Here is an 18,974-nt window from a genome sequence, read left to right as displayed (position 1 = left end):
TACTGAAGGAGGCCTCGTCGGGTCGGTTGTGTGTGGTAACTCAATCCAACCCGACGGGGCTCTTCACGTTCGAGGGAAGGTCAACTCCCGCGAGTTACGGACACAACTTCTGGCAACCCGCTTAGGGTGATGGGGTGCCGCTTGTGGAAGTCACTTACGCGCCGGAGATCGGCGAACCGGTGTTGCGGGAACTCGGCTCGGTGCTGCCGCACCTGGTGTCGCTGGCCGTGGTCTGCCCGGAGGAGCCCTATGACGGAGATCTGCAACCGGGGGATGTGGACATCCGGTTCCGGCCGTTCGGCCCGCTGGACCGCGGTGGGCTGCCGGTGGTGATCGAGGTGCGGTCCAAGTGGTTCGAGAGCCGGGCCGCCGACCGTCAGGACCGGGTGGACCGGCTACACGCCGACCTCGCCGCCGCCACCGGGCTGGCGGACTTCGGTGTCTACCTCTCCTTGCCAGTGGCGGCCTGGGCGCAGGGTGACTGAGTCGCACGGATTGTAACGAAGTGGTCACAGGCTCTCGGATGGTCGATCCGGGGGCGAACCGCGGCCGAACAAGAGGCGTTCGGTGTCCGGAGTCCACTCTGGACACACCGCGTGGATGAAGCCCTTGCCAGGGCAGGCATCCGAGACCACAGGAGTCAGCCAGTCATGAACCGCGGCATCCGCCACACCGCCATCGCCCTGGGCGTCGCCTCCCTGGCCCTGTCCGCCGCCGCCTGCGGCTCCGGTGACCAGGCGGCCAGTTCCGGCACCACCTCGGCCGCGGCCACCTCCAGCGCCGCCCCCACCTCCAGCGCGATGGCCGATCCCGCCCGTGACCTGGTCGGCTCCGGTTGCGCCGGTTACGCCCAGCAGGTCCCGCAGGGCCCGGGTTCCGTGGCCGGGATGTCGGCCGACCCGGTCGCGGTGGCCGCCAGCAACAACCCGCTGCTCAAGACCCTGGTCGCGGCGGTGTCGGGCAAGCTGAACCCGAAGGTCAACCTGGTCTCGACGTTGAACGGCAGTGAGTTCACCGTGTTCGCCCCGGTCGACTCCGCTTTCGCCAAGATCGACGCCGCGACCATCGAGAAGCTCAAGACCGATGACGCGCTGCTGACCAAGATCCTGACCTACCACGTGGTGCCGGGCCAGATCGCGCCGGACAAGATCGCGGGCGACCAGAAGACGGTGCAGACCGGCACGGTCAAGGTCACCGGCTCCGGGAACGCGCTGAAGGTCAATGACGCCAACGTGATCTGCGGTGGCGTGCACACCGCGAACGCGACCGTGTACCTGATCGACTCGGTGCTGCTGCCCAAGTAGGTCTCAGCTGTCAACGCGACCGGCCGTCGGAGTCCATTGTGGACACCGGCGGCCGGTCGCGTCACCTGGTTGGCAGGGACAGGTCCGCGCCGGGCTGCAGGATCGAACTGGTCCAGCTCCCGGCGCTGTGGTAGGCCATGCAGATCACGTTGCGGTAGCCCTCGTTCCAGGACACCTCGTTCGGCGCCAGGTAGCCGATCTGGTCGGATTCGGTCAGGGCGGCCAGGTTCACGTTCCGCTGGGCGATGGCGGGGCAGTTGGCCTTCGTGCCCGCGAGGAATCCGTTCCAGCCCGGCCACGGCCCGGAGCCCCCGCTGTAGGCGCCGAACGCCTGGGCGTCGTGTGGTTCGGTGCAGCTGGTCAGCCGGACGGAAACCGTTTCGGTCGAGAGTGACGGCCGGATGAGGCAGTCGCCCGGTTTGAGCGTGCAGGCGTTGGCGTGACCGGCTGGTGGGGTCACGCAGCCGTCGGCGGTGCTGGTCACGTGGATGATGCCCGCGGTCCAGACCCCGCCCCAGACCAGGGAGAACAGCAGCCCCAGTAGCGCCATCGCCAGTGCGATGGTCTTGCTCGCCGCGACCATGCCGACGAGGCCCGCCGCCGCGCCTGCCGCGCCGGTCGCAGCCGTCACGCCGGTGCCGAATCCGGCGACCGGCCCCGGTACACCCGCGGGCATACCGGGTGGCCCGGCGATGGGCGCCGAGAGGTCCGCCGGGTGGGTCCCGGCGGGGCTGCTGGGAAACGGCGCGGGAGCTGGATTTGGTTGGGGTGGCGTGGGTTGGTTGAACTGGACGGGGGTCGCGGGGCGGCCGGAGTGCGTGGTGCCTGGTGCGGGGATCGGTGGTGCGGCGGGGTTTGTTGAGCCCGGCGCGGCGATCGATGGTCCGCCGGGGTGCGTCGAGCCCGGTGTGGACCCCGGCGAGCCACCGGGTTGATGCGCGGTCGGTGGCTGGGTTTCTGGGTGGGGTGGACTGAAGGCAGTGCTCCCGGACTGGTCGCCGGTGCTGTTGCCCAGTCTGGCCAGCCGGGTGAGCACGATGATCGCGAAGGTGAGTGCGATCGGGACGAACACCGGCAGGAATCCGCACAGCCCGAACACCAGCGCGCCGATCGCCATCCGGCTGGTCCGGCGGTCCAGATAACCCTGGTAGAAGTGCACGCCGTCGTGGATGGCGCCTGCCATGACCACGTTCTGGCTGTTGGTCGCCTGGTTGTGGACGTTCCGGTGCACGGCATCCCCCTCGCCGGCGGGCCCCACTCCCGCGCCTGCGGTGATGCTAGGGACGGGGTGCGGCTGCGGACACCGCGTACCAGGGAGACGCCGGGAACCCAGTGGGCGGCAGTGCGCGGTCGATCACGCTGGTGAATACCGGGCACAGACATCCAATGAATCGACTGGCCGTTGTGGCTGCTGACTGCCTGGAGGTAACTTTCGGGCAGCTTTGGTCGGATGTATGGACGTTCCGTCGGTGCTCAACGAGGAGAACCCGATGATGCGGAGATCGTGCTGCCTGCTGCTCGCCCTGTTACTGGGTCTGAGCCTGACCGGGGTGGCGGGGGCGGAGGAACAACAGCGGCCGGTGCGGGGTGTGCCCGGTGTGGTGGGGCTGAGCCCGGATCCGGAACTCGCCGCCTGGCAACGGCTGCAGTTCGGCATGTTCATCCACTGGGGGGTGTACTCCGAACTCGGCGGGGTCTGGCGCGGGCAGCCGGTGACCAGCGGCTACAGCGAGCAGATCCAGATGTGGGCCAACATCTCCGAGGCCGAGTACCGGGAGGTGGCCGCCCGGTTCCAGCCGGCGAGGTTCGACCCGGCGGCGATCTGTTCGCTGGCCAAGCAGGCGGGCATGAAGTACGTGGTGATCACCAGCAAGCACCACGACGGCTTCGCCATGTTCGGCACCGCCACCACCGGCTACAACGTGGTCGACGCGACGCCCTATAAGAAGGACCCGCTCAAGCTGCTCGGCGATGCCTGCCGGGCCCAGGGACTCGGGTTCGGGGTGTACTTCTCGCTGGTCGACTGGCATCAGGGGCACAGCTTCGACGGCGGGAACAACAACCCGATCCCGGCCTCGATGGAGCCGGTGATCGAGGCCCAGTTGCGGGAGCTGATGACCAGCTACGGCGAGATCGCCGAGGTCTGGTTCGACATGTCCGCACCGACGGTGCGGCAGAGTCAGCGGTTCGCCGGGATCGTGCGGGAACTGCGGCCGCGGGCGGTGATCAACAGCCGGATCTGGCACAACACCGGGGACTTCCGCACGCTCGGGGACAACGAGATCCCGACCGTGCCACTGGATGGCACCTGGCAGACGCCTGCCTCGATCTACCACGAGACCTGGGGTTACCGGAGCTGGCAGAAGCGGGAGGACCTGCCGGGCAAGATCCGCGATCTGGTGGTCGGGCTGACCAGTGTGCGGGCCAGGGGTGGGAACTACCTGCTCAACATCGGTCCGCGCGGGGACGGGTCGGTGGTGGAGTTCGAGGCGGAGGTGTTGCGCGGCATCGGGTCCTGGCTGGGCAGGCACCCGGGGGCGGTGCTGGGCGCGTCGGTGACCCGGTTCGGCGGGCAGCCGTGGGGCGAGGTCACCGCCAAGGGGAACGATCTGTTCCTGCATGTCACGCGGTGGCCCACTACCGGTGAGCTGCGGTTGCCCGGTCTGGCCACCCGGGTGCGCCGGGTCAGCGAGGACGGCGCGGGCCGGCTGGACTGGCGGCAGGACGGCGAGGACCTGGTGGTGCGGTTGCCCGCCACGCCACGGGATCCGGTGCTGCCGGTGCTGAAGGTGGAGCTGGCTGGGGAGTTGCGGATCATCCCGGCGAACGCGGTGACCGCGGGCCGGGACGGCGCGTGGGTGCTGGGCGAGGGTGATTTCGAGCGCGGCAACAGCTATGCGGACCAGGGCAGTTACCCCAGCACCCGGCAGACAAGCGTGCGGCAGACCGCCTACCTCAGTGGCGAGCGGTCCGGCGCGGTGTCGGTGACCTTGCGCGGAACCGCCGAACCGGACACCCGGTACCGGGTCAGCGTGGGGGAGCAGAGCCGGGTGCTGACCGGGGCCCAGCTGCTCGGCGGCGCGATCGGCCCGTTCACCGTGCGGTCACGCCAGGTCACGCCGGTGACCATTGCCAGGGCCGAACCCGCGCACCAGGGTCAGGAGCTGGGGGCGCGGTTGAGCGGATTGGTCGCGCCTACCGACCGGGTGGTTGGTTGGGCCGCACCGCCCGCGCAGGTGGAGATCGGCAGCCGGATCGAGATTCCGGTGCTGGTGACCAACCTGCGGTCCCGGGAGGTCAGTGGTGCGGTGGCGCTGCGGGTGCCCGCGGGCTGGACGGTGGGCGCGGCGGTGCCCTTCGCCGGGCTGGCGCCGGGGCAGACCCGGACCGTGCTGGTGCCGGTGACCGTGCCCGCGGACGCCACACCCGCAATAGAAGAGGTGCGGGCGGTGGTGACCGGGGTGGCCAGGGAGCTGGAGCTGGCCAGTCCGGTGCGGGTGGTGCTGCCGAATCAGGCCAGGGGCAAGGCCGCCAGACAGGTCAGTCTGGGCTGGGGCGGGGTGCCGGAGCGGGCGGTGGACGGCAATACCGGCGGCGACTTCAGCCGGGACAACTCCACCTCGCACACCGCCGAACCCGCCAATCAGGCGTGGTGGCAGGTGGACCTCGGCCGGCCGGTGGGGATCGAGACCATCGAGATCTGGAACCGCACTGATTGCTGTGCGCGGCGGCTCTCCGACTACTGGGTGTTGGTCTCGGCCGCGCCGATCACCGCGGATTCGCTGCGCGATGCCCTCGCCACACCGGGGGTTTTCACGGTGCACCAGCCCGGGATGGCCGGGCGGCCTAGCGCAATCGGCCTGGCGGGCCGGGCCGGACAGCACGTGCGGGTGCAGCTGGCTTCGGCCACCGATCCGTTGTCGCTGGCCGAAGTGGTGGTGCGGGGACGCTGAACCGGCCCGGACCTCGGCCGCCGGGACGGGAACCCGTTGCGGCGGCCGAGCTGTCTCCGTGGTCAGGCTCCGCCGCGGCGTAGTCCTCCCGGAGGACAGCCGGGCCGCTCGCTGGGAGGACACCTGCCTGGTGGGCGCACCGGAGGGTGTTCGCCGTGTGGTTCCGCGGGTCCATAGCCGCTCCCGGAGTCTCGACGGGAAATCGCCTCGAACCTACCCACGAAGTCCGGCGGGCAACCGTTGAATCGAGAGGCTCGATGTCATGGCACTACCCCGGGATTTAGTCGGATCGGAGTACGCCATGCTTCGTCTACACGTGTTGACGGCGCTGCTCTCGGGCTGGATGACAAGAAATGTAGTTCTCCGTATAACAATGGCCGTCATCTGCCAAACTTGAGATTGATTTGATGGTGACTCCCGGTAATCGCCAATTGCCTACGGTGACAGTTTCGCCTGAATGGGGTGGTTGCGGGTGTCAGTGTGCGGCCACCGCACCGCATTTCCGCCGGTCAGCGCGGGGGTCCGCACGGTCCGAACCTGTAGGTGCGGAGGACCACAGTCTTAAGACAGGCTGTTAGTCTCGCGTTGACAGGTCTTGGGGCATACCCAGACGATCAATTCCGTTGAGGAACCCAACTGGGTGAACGTGCCTTGGGGGGGCTCGATCACAATCTCTAAACGGGAGGACTGGTCATCCGATGAGTGTGGACGTGGCAGCGGCGGCAATGCATGATTCGGTTAGCGCGGTACGGAAGGTGGATGACGCACAGGAACTGGTTCGATCTCTCTTCGACCAGTCGGGCATCTGTGTGGCGACACTGGATTCGTCACTGCGAGTGACTGAGGCAAATTCGAGGCTTCTTAGGCTCTTCGGCAGGTCTGCTGCCGATGCCTGTGGGCGAACGTTCGTGGAGCTGCTTCACCCCAGCGTGCGGGACAGTGTCACGCAGGGACTGGGCCGGCTTCTTGACGGACAGAAGGGGCGTTTTTCCAGCCAAATCGCTGGTCTGCGCAGTGGTGAGCCGGACTTCAGCGGTGAGCTGACCGGGGTGGCGGTGGTCGGCGAGGCCGGCAAGGTGCAGCGCATCATGGTCATCGTGCGGCCGGAGCAGACCGACCGCACCGGTCACATGCTGTCATCGGGGCGCAAGCTCCTGACCGACATGGACGCCCGGATTCTGGAGGGTGTCGCGGCCGGTGTTTCCACCGTGCAGCTGGCTTCGATGCTGCACCTGAGCCGCGGCGGAGTTGAATACCACGTTACGACGCTGTTGCGCCGGTTGAAGGCGAAGAACCGTCCGGCGCTGGTTTCGAAAGCGTATTCAATGGGACTCTTCGGCGTCGGCTCGTGGCCGCCCCGGGTGCTCCCCGCCTATGTCAAGTAAAACTCAAGTCACTCCGAGTGTGCGTGACATTAACAGCTCTGCGTAGTTCAGCAATGAATGCGTACGGCGATGACACACGGCGGGCAGCCGGGAACGTCGTCGTCATGGTGGGGTCTGAGGAAGGGAACTACGCCCGTGGCGATAGCCGACACCGAGACAACGCAGTGGATTAGGCGCTTCCATCCCTCGGCGGCGAGCGCCACCAGGCTGGTGTGCTTGCCGCACGCCGGCGGATCGGCCAGCTTCTACTACCCGGTTTCGCGAAACCTCGCGCCGGCGGTGGATGTGGTCGCGATTCAGTACCCCGGCAGGCAGGATCGGCTCCGTGATCCGGGAATCGCCGATATCGAGAAGCTCGCCGAGCACATCGCGGCCGAACTGGCCGCACTCACCCCGAAGCCGACCGTGCTGTTCGGGCACAGCATGGGCGCCACTATCGGCTTCGAACTCGCCTGGCGGCTGGAGCAGAACGGCGGGCGACCCCCGCTCGAACTGATCGCCTCCGGGCGCCGGGCGCCGTCCTCGGTTCGCGAGGAGAGCACCCACCGGCGCGGAGACGACGCGATCATCGCCGAGATGGCCACCCTGAACGGCACTGACGGCGCGGTGCTCGCCGATGAGGAGATCCTCCGGATGAGCCTGCCCGCGCTGCGCAACGACTATCGCGCCATCGAGACCTACCGGGCACAACCCGGGCGCAGGGTGAGCTGTCCGATCACAGTGCTCACCGGGGACAACGACCCCAAGACGACGATCGCCGAGGCCGAGGCCTGGCGCGGGCACACCGACGGCGAATGCCGGATCCAGGTGTATCCGGGCGGGCACTTCTTCCTCACCGAGCACCAGGCCGCGGTGCAGGCGGAGATCAGCCGGGCACTGGGCGCCAGCCGCAGCACGGTCTGACTCCGGCAGGGTCCGACCGCGGCGGAATGTCGCCACGGAGCCCGGCTCCGCATCCTTCAGTGGTTTTCCTAGTGACGCAGGTCGCACAGTTAAGGCAGCCCAGAGGAGGAAACGAGATGAGCACCCGAATCTTCTTGTCCGGTGGACCGGCCGAACTGTCCCTCATCGAACCGGTCCGGAATGTGGACCGGCTCGATCAGAAAATCAAGGTCGCCTTTGGCGCCGGCTACGAGCACTTCGCCTATCACGGGCAGAACCAGAGCGTGGGCGAGGAGAACCTCCCCGTTTACAACTGGTGCGGACGGACGAAGATCGCCGAGTGATCCTCGCGCTTCCCCTGGCCGGTACGACCTCCCGTCGTACCGGCCTTTTCGTGCGCCCAGGTGCTGGGCTGGTCCGGACGTGGAAACGCGCCGGCCGCGGGATCGCGGACCGGCGCGTGGCCGTCTGAGTAGCGCCTACCAGCCGCCCGCGGGCAGCAGTTCCTCGATCTGGTTGGTGCGGGTGACCTCGCGCAGGTCCGACTCCACCATCATGTTCATCAGCTCGGTGAAGTCCACGTTCGGCGTCCAGCCCAGCTCCAGCTTGGCCCGGCTCGCGTCCGCGCACAGCGTCTCGACCTCGGCCGGGCGCACCAGCTCCGGGTCGATCACCACGTAATCGCGCCAGTCCAGGTCGACTGCCTCGAAGGCGATCCGCACGGCATCGCGCACCGAGTGCATCCGGCCGGTGCCGATGACGTAGTCGGTGGGCTCCTCCTGTTGCAGCATCAGGTGCATGGCCCGCACGTAGTCCCCGGCGAAGCCCCAGTCGCGCACCGCGTCCAGGTTGCCAAGGCGCAGTTCCTTCTGCAGGCCCAGCTTGATCTGGGCGACCGCGAGGGAGATCTTGCGGGTCACGAACTCGGCGCCGCGGCGCGGGGACTCGTGGTTGAACAGGATGCCGGAGACCCCGTACATGCCGAAGGACTCGCGGTAGTTCTTGGTGATGAAGTGGCCGTAGGTCTTGGCCACGCCGTACGGGCTGCGCGGGTGGAAGATGGTGGTCTCCCGCTGCGGGGTCTCGGCCACCATGCCGAACATCTCCGAGGAGGATGCCTGGTAGAAGCGGATCGTGTCGTTGCCGCCGGCCCGTGACTTGTCCAGGCCGCAGACCAGCCGGATGGCCTCCAGCATGCGCAGCACGCCCATGCCGTTGACCTCGGTGGTCAGTTCCGCCTGCTGCCAGGACAGCGGCACGAAGGAGATCGCGCCCAGGTTGTAGACCTCGTCCGGCTGGACCATGTCCACCGCCGAGATCAGGCTGCCCTGATCCAGCAGGTCTCCGTCCACAAAGGACAGATCCTTGACCAGCCTGCTCACCCGCGACTTGCGTGGGTTGGCCTGCCCGCGGATGAGCCCCCAGACCTGGTACCCCTGCTCGAGGAGGTGTTCGGCCAGGTAGGAGCCATCCTGTCCCGTGATTCCAGTGATCAGCGCTCGCCTACGCACATGGTCTCCTTGATGCCGGTGCAAGTGCGGTGTCGCGAGTGGACCAACTACAGGATGACTCACCCGCTCTTCGCCTCAGTGAAACCGCCTCAGCACAAGGAAACGTCTAGATGATGGGGTGTTGTCGATCTTGAACGGGCAGTTCCCACGGGGCGACGCACGGCCCGGTGTCGGGTTGTCACCGGGCCGTGCGTCGCGGGGAAGATGGTCCTGGGGATGGCGAGAACTGGCCAGTAACTCAGTTCTGGAGTGGGTTACACGGGGATGGCGACCGTGAAACGACCAGTCACCAGGATCAAGTGAAGCTCAAATTTTGTGGAGAACCCCAGGAACCCCTTCAACATACTTGATATGGGGCTTTTCTGGCCGTGAGCGGTGATGGAGAGTGCGAACTCCAAACCGTAGTAAGGGCAGCGGGTTCAAGGGATGCGGATGTGTCGGCCGCTGGTCACGAATTGTGGCTGGAGCTGGGTGGGGCTTGCCTTCTGTCGGTTGGAGAACCCGGATAGGGGTCGTCATGAGCCTTGTCCACCTCGTCGTCGGGGACGAGTCAGCACGTGACACATCGGTGGTCGGTGTGCTGGATGAGCTGGTCGAGGGGTTGGGTGAGGGTCAGTCCCAGATCGTGGGTGTCAGCGGTCCGGTAGGTTCGGGCCGGTCGTTCGTGTTGCGGCACACCGTGTCGCGGGCGCAGTCGCTGGGCCTTGGCGTGTCCTTCGCGCCGTGCGCCCCCTCCGAATCGGCCATTCCGTATTCGGTGGTGACCCGGCTGCTCTCCGATCTGCTCCCCCCGGGACGGATCGCGGACCTGGCGGTCTCCTGCGAGCAGGCGCCCAATCCGACCGACCTCAACGCGTTGCTGTGCCGGGAGTTCACCGCGCTGGCGGCCCGGCGGCCGCTGCTGATCGCCGTGGACGACCTGCACTGGGCCGATCGCTGGTCGTTGCGCTGGTTCGCCGAGATGGCCCAGCAGGTGCGCGAGCACCCGATCATGTTGCTGGGCTCCGCGCACGGCCCGCTGGTGCGGGTGGTGGGCGCGGACTGCTCGGCCACCCCCGCCGGCGTGCCCACCCAGCTGCGGTTGCGCGCGCTGGCCGTGCCGGAAGCCCAGGAGCTGCTGGCGGAGCTGACCGGCAGGCCGGTGGAGGAAGAGGTGGCCAGGGCGGCCACCCAGGCCTCGATGGGCAGGCCCGCGGTGCTCGCCGCGGTGGCCCGGCACTTCAATTCCGCTGATCTGCCACTGATCCCGGCCAAGCTGACCGAGGTGTACGAGGTCGCGCGGGCGGACTGGACCGAGCGGGTGGCCAGGGTGGTGCGCACCCTGCCCGTGGAGGCGGCCGCGTTGCTGCGCACCATGGCCGCCGGTGGCGGACGGTTCGGCCTGGCCATGGTCACCGCGCTGGAACGGGCTGGCGAACTGGCCGCGCTCGGCGCGCTGAGCGAGGCCGGGCTGGTGGTCGGCAGCACCGCACCCCGGCTGGCCTGCCCCGGCTTCGCGGTGGACGCCTTCGCCGGCCGGGACGCCGCGGACCGGGCCGCCCTGAGCATGCGGGCGGCCGAACTGGGCCGTGTACTCGAAATGGGAGCGCTCACAGTCGCCGAGTTGCTCGGTGGCGTGCCGGTCGCCGGGCAGCAGTGGGCCGGCGAGGTCTTCGCCGCCGCGGCCGCCTGTCTGCTGCGCGAGGGCAAGCGGGACGCGGCGATCACCGCGTTGCGCCGGGCACTGCGCGAGCCGATGACCGATCCGGTGCGCTCCCGGCTGCTCATCCGGCTGGCCGGGCTGGAAGTGGTGGACCAGCCCGAGGCCAGTGACGGCAGGCTGCGCGAGATTCTGGTGCTGCACAACGGCGCCGGCTCCTGGGACTCGGTGGTCGAGGCCGCCGACCTGCTGCTCTCCCGCGGCGACGCGGAAACCACCCGGCGACTGGTCTCCGACGCCTACCGCGAATCCGCGCGCACCCGCACCGCCACCGAACTCTCCCCGCTGGGCGCACTGGGCTGGCTGGCCCAGGACGAGGCAGGCCCGGACCTGGAGACCCCGGCCACCGTGCTGCCCTCGCCCGCCCGCACCCCGGTGGACGCGGCCGAGGCGGCCGTGCTGGCCTGGCAGCTGGCCACCAGGGCCGAGGACCGGCCGCGGGTGCTGGAACTGGCCCGGCTGGTGCTGGCCGAGGGCGACGGCGCGCCGCTGATGTGCCGCTTCGCCGCCGCGCGGGCGCTGCTGTGCGCGGACGCGGTGGCGGAATCCGCAGCCGGGTACGAGACCCTCGCGCACGACGCCCGCAGGCGGGGTGCGCGGGCGGCGGCGGCCCAGGCCATGCTCGGCCAGTCCGGCATCATCCTGCGCCGCGGCGACCCCGAACAGGCCCTCGCCGTGATCGAGGCGGCCAAACGCGAACTGCCGCTGACCTCCTGGCATCCGGCGCTGGCCTCCCGGGTGGCCTCGGCCGAGATCATGGCGCTGATCCGCAGCGGACGCCTCGACGAGGCGCGCAAACTGGCCGGGCGGCCGGACGCGCAGCTGGCCGACCGGGGCGTGGGCTGGAGCCTGCTGCTCTACGCCCGCGCCGAGGTCCGCCTGGTCGCCGGGCAGCCCGAGCGGGCACTGGTGCTCTTCGAGGAGTGCGGGCGGGTGCTGCTCAGCCGCGGCTGGCGCAACCCGGTGCTGCTGCCCTGGCGTTTCGGCGCCTCCCTGGCCCACCAGCTGCTCGGCGACACCGAGCGCGCGCTGGTGCTGCGAGCCGAGGAGCACGCGGTGCTGGAGCGGTGGGGCTGCGGGGAGGCGCTGGACATCCCGGAGGAGCGCTCACTGGCCGGATTCCGGGCCATCGGCGTGGAAATCCCCGACCTCCCGGACCAGCCGCCGCCGCGCCGGCCCGAGCCGGTGGCCGCCTCGGTGCCGATCGGGCTGCCGCTGGACCTGCTCGCCGCGCTGACCCCGGTGGAACGCGAGGTGGTCGGCCTGGTGGTCGGCGGCGCGGCCAACGGCGAGGCCGCGGCGCGACTCGGCGTGACCAGGCGAACGATCGAGCTGCGGCTGACCAAGGTCTACCGCAAGCTGGGTGTGCGTGGGCGGGACGAACTGCTCGCCAGGGTGGGACCGACCGCGGGCGGGTGCTGAATGACGTTGCGGGAGCGCGGCCCCGAACTCCGGCGGATGCGCGAGGCGGTGCGCGAGGTGGCCTCCGGGCGCGGCGCGCTGCTGCACATCGGCGGCCCGGCCGGCGCCGGGCGCACCGCACTGGCCAGGGCACTGGTCGAGCTGGCCGCGGCCGAGGGCGCGCTGGTGCTGCGGGCCAGCGGCGCGGAGTCCGAACGGGACCTGCCCATCGGCGTGGTCCGGCAGCTGGTCACCCCGCTGGTCTACGGCGGGATCGAGGCCGAGAACACCCCGCGCGGCATGCTGGCCGCGATCCTGGAAGGCGGTGGCCTGGACCAGACCAGCGAGTTCGGACCCGGCTCGCTGGGCTGTTTCGTGCACGGCCTGCACGCCACCCTCAAACGGCTCAGCGCCACCCAGACCGTGGTGGTCGTGATCGACGACCTGCACTGGGTGGACGAGGCCTCGCTGCGCGCGCTGGCCTTCCTGTCCTCCCGGCTGCACGGCGCCCGGCTGCTGATCGCGGTGACCACGCCGGACGCGGTGAGCGAACGTGCGCTGCTGATCCAGGAGATCCTGGACGTGACCGGCTACCGCCTGGAAGCGGCGGCCTTCACCTCCGGCACCACCGCGGCCCTGGTGGCGCAACGGTTCGGCCCAGACTGCGATCCGGCCTTCGCCGAGGTCTGCTACGAGGTCACCGGTGGTTCGCCCAAGGCGCTGCTGGCCTTGCTGGACCGGGCCGTGCACCAGCGGCTGCGCGGGCAGTTCACCGAGGTGCCCCGGGTGCGCGAACTGGCAGGGGCGTTGCGGCGGGAGCAGTTGCGGGCGTTGCTGCGCCGGGACCGGGTGGTCTCCGCCTTCGCCATCGCCACCGTGATCCTGGCCGAACAGGCCAACGAGGTGCTGCTGGCCCGGCTCAGCGAGCTGACCCCGGCCGAATGCCGCACCGCCAAGAGCGTGCTGCGCCGGGTCGGCGGCGCGCTGGATGAGATCGACGGCCGGGTGGTGCCCACCGCGGCGCTGACCAAGGTGGTCTCGGAGTTCATCGGCTCCGCGGAGAGTTCCCGGCTGCACCGCGCGGCAGCCGATCACCTGGCCGAATGCGGGGCCGGACCGGAGGAGGTCGCCGCCCAGCTGGTGCAGGTCGACGGCATGCACGACCGGCGCGGCCTGGACCTGCTCAAGGCCGCCGCGGTCTCCGCGCGCAGGCGCGGCGCCCCGGAGATCGCGGTGCGCTACTTCCGGCGCGCGCTGCTGGACTCCCCGCCCGAGGACGGCCGCCGGGCCGAACTGCTGGTCGAACTGGCCGCCACCGAACTCGACGCCTGGCCGGCCGCGGCCAAACAGCATCTGGTGCAGGCCGCCCGGCTGCTGCCGGATCACCGCAGCCGGGCCGAGGCGCTGTCCTGGATGCCGCTGCGGGTCTCCGGCTACGACCCGCAGCTGGCCGCGCTGCTCAAGGACGTCCGGGACAAGATCGGCCCGACCGACGGGCTCAGCGGGCACGACCTGGACGTGGCGCTGCGGCTGGAAGCCCGCTGGCGGCAGGCCGGCATGCCCGACCGCAAGCTGGTGGCCACCGCGGGGGAGCGGTTGCGCGAACTGGGTTTCGACGCCGGTCGCGCCTGCCCCGCCGAACAGGAACTGCGGGTGGTGCTGCTGGAGGCGGTCACGCTGACCGGGGAGGTGCCCAGCACCGAGGTGGCCAGGATGGCCCGGCAGATCGTGGCCAGGGTGCCGGCCAACTCGGTGCAGATCGGCTCCTTCATGCAGATCCTGCCCGCGGTGCTGCTGGCCGCCGACCAGGGCGATGCCGCCGCCTCCTGGCTGGACGCGGTGCTCGCGCACGCCCGCCAGCCCTCGCCTGCCGCCTTCCAGTCCCTGGTGCAGGCCCAGTGCAGCATGACCCTGCTCGGGCGAGGGCAGGTGGCCAGGGCCAAGGAGGCCGCGCTGCACGCGGTGGACCTGGTCGGCGGGGACACCCAGGAGATGATCGTCTCCTCCGCGGTGGCCCTGGGCGCGGTGGCCATGGTGACCCGCGATGTGGACCTGGCCCGGCGGGCACTGGAGATCACCGGCTCCGAGACCGACCTGCGGATGTACGCGCTGCGCCGCACCATGCGCGCCCTGCTGGCCGAAGCCGCCGGGGACCACGAGGCCGCGCTGGCCCAGATCCTCGACGGCGGCAACCTCCTGGATCGGGCGGGCTGGCGCAACCAGGCCGTGCTGCCCTGGCAGTGCATGGCCGCCGCCCTGCACCACCGGGTCGGCCAGCAGGCCGAGGCCGTCGCGCTGGCCGAGGAACACCAGCGCCGGGCCCTGGCCTGGGGATCGCCCAACGGCATCGCCCGCGGCAGCCACCTGCTCGGCATTCTCACCCCCGGCGCGCGCGGTCTCGAACACCTCCGCCAGGCCGTGGAACTGTTCCGGCAGGCCGGAAACAAGACCGAATTGGCCTGGACGCTGAAGCGGTTGGGAAAGCGCCTTCAGAAAACCTCGCCCGCCGAGGGGGAGCGGGTGCTGGCGCACGCCGGGCAGCTCGCCGAGCAGTTGATGGAGGGCCGCGGCGGGGCCGAGGAGGGCATGATGGCGAGTACCGGCCAGAGCGCCGTTTCCCTTGACAGCCCGTCGGTTCCGGCCCCGGCCACCCGGTTGACCCCCACCGAGGCCACCGTGGCCGAGCTGGCCGCGCGGGGTCTGGGCAACCACGAGATCGCCGGTCGGCTGGAGATCAGCAGGCGGGCCGTGGAGAAGCATTTGACCAGCTCATACCGCAAATTGGGCATCGAGCGCCGGGTCCAGCTGGCCGAGGCGCTGGGCGCGCCGGCCGCGGTCTCCGGCAGTCGATCAGTCTGACCCGCACCGCCCGGCCGACCTACCGGCCGGGCGGTTGCCTTGCGCGGCGCGCACTTTCTCCGGTCAGTACCACTACGCCAACACTGGTGAAGTCCCTACCTCGGTCCGGGTAACAACGCAGCTGATGCAGCCGCCAGCGTCCGGTTGGGGCTGTGCTGTGAGCGCTCTCTGAGCTGCCGGAACGCCGCCCGGATGCTCATTGAGCGGTGTTGTGCCGGTGCGGGCCCGCCGTCCTGACCGGAATCACCGCCGATGCCATTTCAACTGAATGGTTTTCTTGATTTCGAGCGTGGTGGAGGCCCCCACATGTGCGGAATTACCGGTTGGCTCGCGTTCAACCGTGACCTGAATCAGGACCGGGCGGTCCTGGACGCGATGACCGACACGATGTGGTGTCGCGGACCCGATGACGGTGGCGGGTGGGTGCGCGAGCACATCGCCCTCGGCCATCGCAGGCTGGCGATCATCGACCTGGCCGGCGGCGTGCAGCCGATGACCCTGGACACCCCCGAGGGTGAGATCGCGCTGACCTACAGCGGCGAGGTCTACAACTTCGCCGTGCTGCGCGAGGAATTACGCGCGCTCGGCCACGAGTTCGGCACCACCAGCGACACCGAGGTGGTGCTGCGCGGCTACCTGGAGTGGGGCGCCGACTTCGCCGAGAAGCTGCACGGCATGTACGCCTTCGCGATCTGGGACGGCCGGGTGGACAAGCTGGTCCTGATCCGCGACCGGCTGGGCATCAAACCGCTGTACTTCTACCCGACCGAGGACGGGGTGCTCTTCGGCTCCGAGCCCAGGGCGATCCTGGCGCACCCCGACGCCGAGGCGGTGCTCAACCTGGTGGGCCTGCGCGAGATGTTCGGCGCCTGCAAGACGCCGGGGCACGGCGTGTGGACCGGCATGCACGAGGTCCGGCCGGGCGGGCTGGTCGAGTTCGACCGCGATGGGCAGCGGGACCGGATCTACTGGCGGCTCACCCCGCGCGAGCACACCGCGGATCTGGCGACCACCATCGCCGAGATCCACGACCTGATCAGCGAGATCACCAGGGACCAGCTGGTCGCCGACGTGCCGCGGTGCGTGCTGCTCTCCGGCGGCCTGGACTCCAGCTCGCTGACCGCGGTGGCCGCGCGCGAACTGGCCGGGCAGGGCGAGCGGGCCCGCAGCTTCACCGTGGACTTCACCGGGCTGACCGAGAACTTCCAGCCCGAGGCCATGCGCGGCACCCCGGACGCGCCGTATGCCCAGGCGGTGGCCGAGCACGTCAACGCCGAGCACCAGGCCATCGTGCTGTCCCCGGACGCCATGCTCGACCCGGAGACCCGCTCCTCGGTGGTGGCCGCCCGCGGTTTCCCGATCGGCATCGCCGATGTGGACGTCTCGCTGTACCTGCTGTTCAAGGCGATCAAGGAACGTTCCACGGTGGCGCTCTCCGGTGAGGGCGCGGACGAGGTCTTCGCCGGCTACCCGTGGTTCCACGTGCCGTCCATCCGCGAGGCCGAGATCTTCCCGTGGATGGTGCCGCTGGTGGAGATGCTGGAGGAGGCCGAGGTCGACGAGGTCCTCAACGACGATCTCTCCGCGGCGCTGGACATGGAGACCTACATCCAGGACCAGTACCAGGTCGCGGTCGCCGAGGTGGACCGGCTCGACGGCGAGTCCGACGAGGAGCACGCCACCCGGGTGCTCAAGTACCTGCACCTGACCCGGTTCCTGCCGCTGCTGCTGGACCGCAAGGACCGGATCAGCATGGCGACCGGGCTGGAGGTGCGGGTGCCCTTCTGCGATCACCGCCTGGTCGAGTACGTCTACAACGTGCCGTGGGAGATGATGACCTTCGACGGCCGGGAGAAGAGCCTGCTGCGCGCGGCCACCGGCCCGCTGCTGCCCGCCAGCGTGGCCGAGCGGGTCAAGAGCCCGTACCCGGCCACCCAGGACCCGCGCTACGCCGCGGAGTTGCAGCGGATGGCCAAGGAGTTCCTCGCCGCCGACAACCACCCGGTGTTCTCGATCATGAACCGGAAGTGGATGGAGGAGACGGTGGCGCTGGATCCGGTGGGCATGCCGGAGGTGGTGCGGGAGAACCTGGACCGCGCCATCGACGTCGCCACCTGGCTCGACATCTACCGGCCGCGGCTTGATCTGAGCTGATCACCGGGCCCGTGCGGGGAACTCTGGGGAAGTCCCTACACCCGCACGTGTACCAACGGCAGTAGGGAAGCAGCCGATGGCGCGAGGAGCCGTTATGAGCAGTGGAACCGGGACCCCGGCACTCCGCAAGCCAGACCAGATCCTGCGCCATCGGCTGGCGCGCTCGGCCGGTGAGGTGGCGGGTACCGCCTCCTCTCCGGCCGATGTGCGTGACTGGGTGTTCGAGCGTGGACTGGTGCAGACCCACGAGGCCGAGCTGATCGCCTTCGACGAGCTGGACCGCTGGGCCTTCAACCCCGACACCGGCGACCTGGGGCACGACACCGGCCGGTTCTTCAGCGTGTGCGGACTGAAGGTGGAGACCAACTCCGGCCCGATCCCGACCTGGACCCAGCCGATCATCAACCAGCCCGAGATCGGCATCCTGGGCATCCTGGTCAAGGAGATCGACGGGGTGCTGCACTGCCTGATGCAGGCCAAGGCCGAGCCGGGCAACGTCAACGGCGTGCAGCTGTCCCCGACCGTGCAGGCCACCAGGAGCAACTACACCAAGGCACACGGCGGCGCGTCCGTGCCGTACCTGGACTACTTCCGCGACTTCGCCCGGCACCGCGTGCTGGCCGATGTGTTGCAGTCCGAGCAGGGTTCCTGGTTCTACCGCAAGCGGAACCGGAACATGATCGTGGAGGTGGACGAGGACGTCGAGGTGCTCGACGACTTCGCCTGGGTCACCCTGGGCCAGCTCAACCAGCTGCTCGCGGTGGACGACTTCGTGAACATGGACGCGCGCACCGTGTTGTCCTGCATGCCTTCCGGCTTCGAGGGCGGCAATGACACGGTCGGCGACGGACTGGCGGAAGCCATCGCTCGCTCCTGCGATCCCTACGCGGGCAGCATGTTCTCGCCTGCGGAGGTGCTGAGCTGGATCACCTCGCGGCATTCCGACACGCAGCTGAGCACTGAGCTGATCCCGTTGCGTTCGGTGGAGCACTGGCGGCGGACCAGTCACGAGATCCAGCATGAGAGCGGCGCGTACTTCAGCGTGGTGGCGGTGCGGGTCAAGACGAACAGCCGCGAGGTGTCCGGGTGGACGCAGCCGTTGATCCAGCCGCACGGGCTGGGGATGGTGGCGCTGCTGGTGAAGAACGTGGACGGGGTGCTGCACGCGCTGGTGAACGCGCGGGTCGAGCCCGGGTATCTGGATGTGGTGGAGCTGGCCTCCACTGTGCAGTGCAGCCCGGACACCTACACCAAGCTGGGGATGGAAGACGCGCAGCCGCCGTTCCTGGACTACGTGCTCAAGGCGGATCCGCGGCGGGTGCTCTTCGACACGGTGCTGTCGGAGGAGGGCGGGCGGTTCTACCACGCGCGCAACCGGTACGTGATCGTGGAGGTGCCGCCGGACTTCGGCGGCGAGGAGCTGCCGGACTACCGCTGGCTGACCCTGCACCAGATCAACGGCCTGCTCCAGCACAGCCGCTACGTCAACGTCGAGGCCCGCAGCCTCTTCGCCTGCCTCCGCGGCCTCCGCTAACCCCCACCCACCCGCCGTGTTGGCCGAAGTGGACACCGAGTTGGCCGAAATGGACGTCGAGTTGGCCCAAGTGGGACGCCAACTTGGCCCAAGTGGGCGTGCGAGTTGGGCCAAGTGGGCGGGCGGACGAGTTTGCCCAACCGAGCGTACGAGTTGGGCCAACGGGGCGTATGAGGTGCCCCGAGTTTTCCGGACACGTCTCCAAGTAGAATTGACGGAGAGTCCGGAGGGAACGAGACGTGGCAAAGAAGGCGCAGAGATACTCGGCAGAGCTGAAAGCCGAGGTTGTCCA

Annotated in this window: 12 protein-coding genes; 10 read left to right on the top strand and 2 right to left on the bottom strand. The window is 69.4% G+C overall.

Annotated features, from left to right (window positions below; translation table 11 throughout):
* Window positions 1-134 precede the first annotated feature (134 nt).
* Complete coding sequence (locus ACTOWY_RS44270; RefSeq protein ID WP_441315601.1) at window positions 135-485, top strand: hypothetical protein; 351 nt, start codon at window positions 135-137, stop codon at window positions 483-485.
* A 165-nt stretch (window positions 486-650) separates the two neighbouring features.
* Entirely contained in the window at window positions 651-1,304 is a 654-nt protein-coding gene (locus tag ACTOWY_RS44265; protein WP_441315600.1) for a fasciclin domain-containing protein, read from the top strand.
* Window positions 1,305-1,365: 61 nt separating this feature from the next.
* On the opposite strand, the gene ACTOWY_RS44260 is transcribed toward ACTOWY_RS44265, so the two are convergent.
* A complete protein-coding gene (locus ACTOWY_RS44260; RefSeq protein ID WP_441315599.1) occupies window positions 1,366-2,535 on the bottom strand; it encodes a hypothetical protein in 1,170 nt (389 codons plus the stop codon).
* A gap of 223 nt (window positions 2,536-2,758) precedes the next feature.
* Between ACTOWY_RS44260 and ACTOWY_RS44255 the strand changes: the two genes are divergently transcribed.
* The 4 genes from ACTOWY_RS44255 to ACTOWY_RS44240 all read left to right on the top strand — a co-directional run bounded on the left by ACTOWY_RS44255 (window position 2,759) and on the right by ACTOWY_RS44240 (window position 7,868).
* Window positions 2,759-5,257, top strand: a complete 2,499-nt coding sequence (locus tag ACTOWY_RS44255) for an alpha-L-fucosidase (protein WP_441315598.1) — start codon at window positions 2,759-2,761, stop codon at window positions 5,255-5,257.
* A gap of 698 nt (window positions 5,258-5,955) precedes the next feature.
* A complete protein-coding gene (locus tag ACTOWY_RS44250; RefSeq protein ID WP_441315597.1) occupies window positions 5,956-6,642 on the top strand; it encodes a PAS domain-containing protein in 687 nt (228 codons plus the stop codon).
* Between the two features lie 210 nt (window positions 6,643-6,852).
* Window positions 6,853-7,545, top strand: coding sequence for a thioesterase II family protein (locus tag ACTOWY_RS44245; protein ID WP_441315602.1), 693 nt, complete (start codon window positions 6,853-6,855; stop codon window positions 7,543-7,545).
* A 116-nt stretch (window positions 7,546-7,661) separates the two neighbouring features.
* The gene (locus tag ACTOWY_RS44240; protein ID WP_185005861.1) at window positions 7,662-7,868 is read left to right on the top strand and encodes a DUF5988 family protein; all 207 of its coding nucleotides are present in this window, start codon (window positions 7,662-7,664) and stop codon (window positions 7,866-7,868) included.
* A 135-nt stretch (window positions 7,869-8,003) separates the two neighbouring features.
* On the opposite strand, the gene ACTOWY_RS44235 is transcribed toward ACTOWY_RS44240, so the two are convergent.
* Window positions 8,004-9,035, bottom strand: coding sequence for a GDP-mannose 4,6-dehydratase (locus ACTOWY_RS44235; protein WP_185005860.1), 1,032 nt, complete (start codon window positions 9,033-9,035; stop codon window positions 8,004-8,006).
* Between the two features lie 517 nt (window positions 9,036-9,552).
* Between ACTOWY_RS44235 and ACTOWY_RS44230 the strand changes: the two genes are divergently transcribed.
* The 4 genes from ACTOWY_RS44230 (at window position 9,553) to ACTOWY_RS44215 (ending at window position 18,682) form a co-directional block, all read left to right on the top strand.
* Entirely contained in the window at window positions 9,553-12,156 is a 2,604-nt protein-coding gene (locus ACTOWY_RS44230) for an AAA family ATPase (protein ID WP_441315596.1), read from the top strand.
* A complete protein-coding gene (locus ACTOWY_RS44225; RefSeq protein ID WP_441315595.1) occupies window positions 12,157-14,994 on the top strand; it encodes an AAA family ATPase in 2,838 nt (945 codons plus the stop codon).
* A 306-nt stretch (window positions 14,995-15,300) separates the two neighbouring features.
* A complete protein-coding gene (asnB, locus tag ACTOWY_RS44220) occupies window positions 15,301-17,148 on the top strand; it encodes an asparagine synthase (glutamine-hydrolyzing) (protein ID WP_441315594.1) in 1,848 nt (615 codons plus the stop codon).
* A 94-nt stretch (window positions 17,149-17,242) separates the two neighbouring features.
* Window positions 17,243-18,682 (top strand): NDP-hexose 2,3-dehydratase family protein, encoded by a 1,440-nt coding sequence (locus ACTOWY_RS44215; protein WP_441315593.1) that lies wholly within the window; start codon window positions 17,243-17,245, stop codon window positions 18,680-18,682.
* The last annotated feature ends 292 nt before the right edge of the window (window positions 18,683-18,974 follow it).

Origin of the sequence: Crossiella sp. CA198 (assembly GCF_052078295.1) — a bacterium.
GTDB lineage: Bacteria > Actinomycetota > Actinomycetes > Mycobacteriales > Pseudonocardiaceae > Crossiella.
This window is presented reverse-complemented; position numbering and strand designations above follow the sequence as displayed.